6 protein-coding genes and 1 pseudogene are annotated in these 6,384 nt (G+C 56.5%); all 7 read right to left on the reverse strand.

All coding sequences use genetic code 11. The features are described 5' to 3' along the window. Nucleotides 1–50 precede the first annotated feature (50 nt). Nucleotides 51–1,109: an EscU/YscU/HrcU family type III secretion system export apparatus switch protein gene (locus tag IVB12_RS32805; protein ID WP_247305817.1), complete on the reverse strand. Its 1,059-nt coding sequence runs from the start codon at nucleotides 1,107–1,109 to the stop codon at nucleotides 51–53. 5 nt (nucleotides 1,110–1,114) lie between these two features. Next, nucleotides 1,115–1,924 (reverse strand): type III secretion system export apparatus subunit SctT, encoded by an 810-nt coding sequence (sctT, locus tag IVB12_RS32810; RefSeq protein WP_247305819.1) that lies wholly within the window; start codon nucleotides 1,922–1,924, stop codon nucleotides 1,115–1,117. 78 nt (nucleotides 1,925–2,002) lie between these two features. Further along, nucleotides 2,003–2,263: a type III secretion system export apparatus subunit SctS gene (gene sctS / locus IVB12_RS32815; protein ID WP_247305821.1), complete on the reverse strand. Its 261-nt coding sequence runs from the start codon at nucleotides 2,261–2,263 to the stop codon at nucleotides 2,003–2,005. Beyond that, nucleotides 2,260–2,922 (reverse strand): type III secretion system export apparatus subunit SctR, encoded by a 663-nt coding sequence (gene sctR / locus IVB12_RS32820; RefSeq protein WP_247305822.1) that lies wholly within the window; start codon nucleotides 2,920–2,922, stop codon nucleotides 2,260–2,262. Before sctR ends, sctS begins: the two co-directional genes overlap by 4 nt. After that, the gene (locus IVB12_RS38535; RefSeq protein ID WP_247305824.1) at nucleotides 2,919–3,905 is read right to left on the reverse strand and encodes a FliM/FliN family flagellar motor switch protein; all 987 of its coding nucleotides are present in this window, start codon (nucleotides 3,903–3,905) and stop codon (nucleotides 2,919–2,921) included. Before IVB12_RS38535 ends, sctR begins: the two co-directional genes overlap by 4 nt. Continuing rightward, nucleotides 3,902–4,564 carry a hypothetical protein gene (locus tag IVB12_RS32830; protein WP_247305826.1) on the reverse strand — a complete coding sequence of 221 codons (663 nt, stop codon included), beginning with the start codon at nucleotides 4,562–4,564 and terminating at the stop codon, nucleotides 3,902–3,904. The genes IVB12_RS38535 and IVB12_RS32830 overlap by 4 nt, the downstream gene beginning before the upstream one ends. A 726-nt stretch (nucleotides 4,565–5,290) precedes the next feature. After that, nucleotides 5,291–5,655 (reverse strand): annotated as a pseudogene (locus IVB12_RS32835) (IS66 family transposase zinc-finger binding domain-containing protein); the annotation flags it as partial. Nucleotides 5,656–6,384: the final 729 nt, after the last annotated feature.

Consider the following 6,384-nt stretch of genomic DNA (forward strand, 5'->3'; position numbering starts at 1 on the left):
GGCGGCATGTTTCGGGCTGTTGAAAACTGCGAGCAACCATCAAGCTGAAGTCAGGACCGATAACCGGTCTCAGCCGCCAGTTTTTCGAGCGCCCGCAGAACCGTCGCGAGAGGTACAATCAGGTGCGATGGAATATACTCATCCACCAGGCCGTCCTTCAGGAGCGCGCGCGCTAGCGGAATGTTTCGCATCACCGGCACCCCCGCAGCGGCCGCGGCATCAATCATTTGCTGCGCCAAGCGATCGGTACCTATGGCATCGATCATGGGCAGGGGGGTGCGCTGCCGATCGTAGTCGATCGCCACTGCAATATGTGTGGGATTGGTGATCAACACGGTCGCTCTACGCGACTGCTCAATCGCGTCCTTGGCTAACAATTGCGAATGGAGGCGCCTGCGTCGGTCTTTGATCAGAGGGTCGCCCTCATTTTCCTTAGCTTCTCGTTTCACTTCGTCCAGCGACATCAAATTCTTGTTCGTGAACTGCCATCGCTGGAACGCAAAATCCGCAATTGCCACCACAAGATAGCTCGCCCCCACATAACCAGCAATCCCGACCAGCAGGTTACCCGTCACGGCACTTAGGCACGATATGCCACAGCTCGGCGTCCACACAAGCGCATGCACACCTTGGCGCAGCACAAGCATTATGACGAGGCCGAGTATAAGCACCTTCACGATCGCCTTACCCAGATCGACGAGATTCTGCAGCGAGACTATCCTTCTGACGTTCTCACCGGGGCTCAGCTTTTTCAGCGACGGTGTGACAGCCTCGGGGGAGAAAATCGCCCCGTTCTGCAGCAGGTTAGCGCCCACGCCAAGGACCAGGACGATGCCGAGGAAAGGTGCGACCATACTTTGTACTTCACCGAAATAAAACTCGAGTAGCTGTCGGCTGACAATTAGGAAGTCCTCTTCAATAAACGATACGGGCAACAGGATCGTTGCCTTAAGTCGGTCTACTAGGCCAGGCAAAGAGGCGAAGAACAGCGCGAAGAACCCAAGGGTCACGGCCGCCGACACGACTTCCTTACTGTGCGGAACCTGTCCCTTCTTGCGCAAGTCCCGCAGCCTCTTGGGGGTCGGCTTTTCGGTCTTTCTGCCGGTCACGACAATCACCTAGCGATGCGATTGACGATCGCGAAAGGCGACGGCATATGCTTGTCGGCATTGGCCAAAGCAATCGTGAGCGATAGAATCAGCAGCAGAAGGGCGACTGCGCTCTTGACCGGCATGGCGAGAAAGAAGACCTCCAGTTGCGGCGCGAACCGGCTGACCAGAGCCAAGCCCAACTCGCTGAGAAACATCGCAACGATGGCTGGACCGGCGAGAAGCAATGTCAGCAGCATCACGAGGTCTGCAAGATCTAACATACCGGTGACGAAGGCCGGACCAAATGCAGGATGAAAGCTCCACAGCGGCCAGATGTCATGGGAGCGATAGAGCGCTTCTAATAGTTTGGAAAAGCCGCCGCTGACGAACAGCCAAGTAGCGTAAAGCTGAGCTAGGAAGGTCCCAAGCGGCGAGTCCAGATTGAGGTTTCCCGGGCTCAAGAGGCTTGTCATCGTGGCCCCCCTCTGGTGGTCAATGAACGTGCCCGCGGTTTCCACACCCCACATAGTAGCGGCAACTGGCATGCCCAGGAGGCACCCGAGCAAGAGTTCCTTCAGCCCCAGGCCCAGGATCGGTGTTAGACGTGTGATGTCGAGATCCGCAGGCCTCGTTGTCCAAGCAAACACCATTATCGGGAGCGCCAATGCCATGATCATGCCGTTGCGCGCTAGCGCTGTCACCATGCCGCGTCCCAGAAAGGGCATGACCAGCATGATCCCTGTCACACGCGCCATCGCAAGCGCAAGAACAACAAGGAAAGTATGCAGATGAGCCAGATCAAGTGGCGACATGGCATGGATTGGTCGAGCCATGGACAGCCAGCTGGCGCGATTGCTCCTGTTGCGTGCCGCGCGGTGGGAGGCAATCGAGCAAGTCCCTGGAGCCTTAGCCTAGATCCCGGCGATCTGGTCGAAGATGTTCACCGTATACCGGTTTAGTTCGCCGAACCAATTCGCGGTCGCGACCAGTATCAGGCTCACGCATATCAGCTTCGCCGCGAAGGAGAGTGTCTGCTCCTGAACTTGGGTCAGAGCTTGCACAACACTAACGATCAGTCCGACGCCCGTAGCGACGAGGACTGTGGGCATCGACAGGACAAGTGTCAGTTTGAGCGCGCCAATGGCGATGTTGGTGAGTGTGGCGGTATTCATGGTGCTGCTCCCGTGTAGGAAAAGATGAGGCCATGAATTAGGCGCTGCCACCCGTTCACGGCAACGAACAGGAACAGCTTGAATGGCAAGGATATGGTCATTGGCGAAACCATCATCATGCCCATTGCCAGAAGGATGTTCGAAACGACGAGATCGATGACGATAAAGGGCAGAAACAATAAGAAGCCGATCTTGAACGCGTCCTCCAGTTCGGATGTGATGAAAGTAGGAATCAAGATTATGAATTCGCTGCCCGTTATGGCGGCGGCGTCCTCCTTGCTCCACAATCCCCGAGTCGCATTGACGAAGAATTGCCGTTCCCGTTGCGACGTGTTCTTCAGGAGAAAATTGCGAAGGGGCTCAGCAGCTAGCGTAATCGTTGTCCCTAGTTCGCGGAGATCTTGGGATGCGATTGGCTTGTCGCGCACTGCTTCATACGCACCTTTGGCCACTGGCTGCATGATGTAGGCCGAGAGCAGGATGGCCATCGCATTCAGCGCCATGTTCGGCGGAATGTTCTGAACGCCGAGGGCATTGCGAATGAGCCCAAAGACGACGACGAGCTTCACGTAAGAGGTGACGGTAATCGCAACGAAGGGGGCGATCGCAATGGCTGCGATTAGGAAGATCAGCGTCGTGGGATCAGGCAGCTCCATCATCGTTCTGCTCGTGCTAATCGCAAGTCCAGCACGCGCACACCTGTTCGTTCGGCGATGCGCACCAGTTCACCGGTTGCGACGACCTGGCCATTGACGCGCAAGCTGATATTGGTAGTGGCATCAAAACCAAGATCCAGCACCTGCCCGATAGCCAATTCGCGAAGCTGCCTAAGCGACATGGTCAGGCGTCCAGCATCCACATCAACGGGTAGGTCAATGCTGTCGAAGGTTTCCGGTGCGAGCGGATCCGGTCTATCCATCATACAGTCCACAGCTGAAAGGACGGTAAGGCGGCCATTGCAGATCGAGGCGCGAAAGCAAGGATCGCCAGAGAGGCATAGGAGAACAGTTATGATGCCGTCATTGCCCACCGGGGTGGTATCCAGCAGGATGACGTCACCTGACGCGAGTTGATGCAGATCCGTCAAGATAAGGCTGAGGCGCTCGACCAGCAGAACGAGAGAAAGGGACAGATCATCGAGCGCGGCGCATACGACCGGAAGCCCAGAGCAGCAGTCGGCGATCCATTGCAGTCCGCTGCCATCGAATTCGACCAGCCCGAGGATGTCGTTTGGACGCTCCAAGCGAAGAATCTCAAATGCGTACGGAAACCCTTCAGTGCTTTCGGCCGAAGACCAGATCGGCCGATGCCCACACCATTGTTCCACCTGGATCGCGAGATCTCGGAAGATAATGTCGAACAGGATTTCTCGCAGGCCGTCACCCGGAGGCAATGCGGTAATTTCCGGCCAATGTTGCACAGCCACCGCCGGAAGGAGCGTCGAGTCAATTGCGACTCGAATCCTGTGGCCGCGTGGGCGCATCAAAGTCCGGCAGTAATCCGCTGGAAGCCGCGGAGGTGTCGAGCCTGGCATGACAGCTTCCACGTCGATGCCAGCGATGTTGAAGGGGACTGGCAGACGTGTAGCAAGACGCGAAACGGCGGCAGCCTCACGTGGGCCATAGCAGGCTAGATCGATCACGCGCCCTTCTCAACTTTATAGTAGAATAGCGTCTCAAATGCGCGAGATCGCCGGTTACTGCCTTGTTCGTCCAATATTGAGCTGCAGGCGACGACGACCAGCAGGATGCGCATTTCAAGCTGATCAGACAAATCGCGCGCAAATGGATAGCCATGTACCTGCAGGATAGGCCAAAGCCGCTCGGATTCGATGCAAACCCTCAGGGTATCATGCTGGAAACTGACGATTACACGCGCATTGCCGAACAATTCGCGGTTCAGCATGATCTGCACCCCAGTATTGCCGGCATAGTCGCGGCTGACCAAAGTGCGCTCGGTGATCCTCCTGGTCAACTCGGCGAGTTCAACCGATCGTGACAGCTTTTCGGGGGCTCGCCGGCGCTGTATAGGGCTCGGCATGGCACCGATGATTGAACCGGCAATCAAGGGAGAAGACGTGGCGCTTTCGCTTTCGGCCAGATCATGCGGATCATTGTCGAAATCCTTGCAATTGGGTGCGCGATCGGATCCCTCGCAAGCGTCTAAGTTCGTCTCTTCGATCATTTGCGAGAACCAAGCGATATCCCCGGTACGCACGCACGTCGGCACCGGGGCCGCCACCGCAATTGAACGGTCACGTGGCGTGATGCACGACATCGCAGCCCTTTTCGCTAGTTGCATCCAACTCCCTCCGCTGAGTTTGGCCGCTATGGGAATGGGTTACCCGGCGCAGCCGCGTTGACGGGCTCGGCAGGAAACTCCATTCACCATCACGGCGACTTACCGAACCACAACAGTAGTTTTCACTGGGCCTACGTCTCCAGGATCGTATTTGTCGGAACCTACTTCCTAGGAGAAGAGCAAGCAGCCGCTCAACGGAGTAGCATCCACCTCTCCATCTACTCACGGTCGACCAGAAGCCAATACAATTTCGATATGGGGTCAGCTGATGACGTTATGCCTTTCAGGAACAACATGCTCAGGTCCGATGGCCGATTTGAATGAGCAGAGACCTGTGCGATTTTCGGAGGTCACTCACACATTCGGCTGATCGGCATGACGTCCCGTGACTGGCAAGGGTCTTCGCGGCGTGCTTGTCTGGTGAGACGCAGGCCATGTTATGTTTGGAGTGCTGGCCGACTAAGATGGACTCGATTTTCGATCAGAGGCTTGACTGGAAACAGTCGCGCCGTTTGACAGATGGGCCGGTTAGTGTCCCGGCGTCTCGTGTGCGTGGAAAGCAATGATGCTTGCAAGCGAAGCGGATACCGGATGGCTATGATCAGTTCACGATGGCTTGCAGTGCGACCGCTCGTCCGGAGTATCCGCGATCCCGGATGAGGCGTGGTCCATCTTTTTGGTGGCTGAGCTTAATCGAAGCGAAGTGTCCGATCCGTACGGAGTCGAAAGGCGCGCTTCCGTCGGAATGCCTCCTTCAATGATATGGGCCGGCGCCGGCGCCTGACGACGCCGTCCGCGTTCCTGAAGGCGTACTTCGGACGACGCGTGACGATCACACGGAACTTCGCCGGCACCACATCCAGACGCTCCGCCAGACGACGCTCACCGCCTTCGAGGAACTCCTTGGACCAGCCATAGTACATTGAGGCGGCAATGCCCTCGCGCCGGCACAGCTCGGGAATATTCTCCTCGCCCCGCAGCCCTTCCAACCGGGTCTTCTCTTCAGCTGAATACTGCCCGCGTGTCTGGCGCCGAATGTCCTTTACCACTTGTTCTGCCGGCGCTTTGCGCGGTCCGGATTTCTGCTTCATCTTCGCTCTTGGCGGCTACGATGAACCAGAAATCCTACCCCTCCGCAAAACCGTTCAATTTGTCTCACACGCCCTGACGGCGAACACATCGCCGCTGCGATGCTCTGGATTAGAGCCGTCAACGCGATCTAGCTTTCCCAACGTGAATGGGTTTCAACATAGAGCGGTCAGCTTCCAACTAAGAAGCCGGTTCAAGCGGTCCCGCCACGCGGGGTCCATTTCACGGCATCCTATTGCCGGGAGCCGCGGTCGGCGGCATACCGGAACTGGATGTATCGAACATCTGATGCTCATGATGTGCTTTTAAAGCGAGCCATTCCGTCCAGGAAATGGCATCCGCTTCTTACCTGGCGTTCTATGATCTGTGCACATTGCACTTTGTCGGAATTGTGCAACATGTCTGCCAGGGTCATCAGCAGCGTTGTACGCCCCATGCCGCCCCGGCAATGAACATGCAAATGAACATCACCCGTATGAGCGACGTTTCGCAACTCCGATACAAGTTTATTCTATTTCAGCATCGGTGGGGCGCGCATGATCTGGTGTCGGAATGCGCAGATACGCCGCACCCTTTCTTTTAACTAATTCCTCTTCCGTTTCTATTTTCACTTTACCGAGGTCGAGAGCCTTTGACCTTGCCCCCTGGACTTAATCCAGATTGAAGTTCGCTCTGGCCCATATGAGGACCAGAGCATGAAGCGCAGCCGCTTTACGGAAGAGCAGATCATC

Origin of the sequence: Bradyrhizobium sp. 179, assembly GCF_023073535.1 — a bacterium.
Taxonomy (GTDB): Bacteria; Pseudomonadota; Alphaproteobacteria; order Rhizobiales; family Xanthobacteraceae; genus Bradyrhizobium.

What these genes read in the sequence shown, in the direction of transcription:
- sctS (WP_247305821.1), bottom strand. Translation starts at nt 2,263, where the DNA reads ATGAATACCGCCACACTCACCAACATCGCCATTGGCGCGCTCAAACTG.
- sctR (WP_247305822.1), bottom strand. Translation starts at nt 2,922, where the DNA reads ATGATGGAGCTGCCTGATCCCACGACGCTGATCTTCCTAATCGCAGCC.
- IVB12_RS32830 (WP_247305826.1), bottom strand. Translation starts at nt 4,564, where the DNA reads ATGCAACTAGCGAAAAGGGCTGCGATGTCGTGCATCACGCCACGTGAC.
- sctT (WP_247305819.1), bottom strand. Translation starts at nt 1,924, where the DNA reads ATGGCTCGACCAATCCATGCCATGTCGCCACTTGATCTGGCTCATCTG.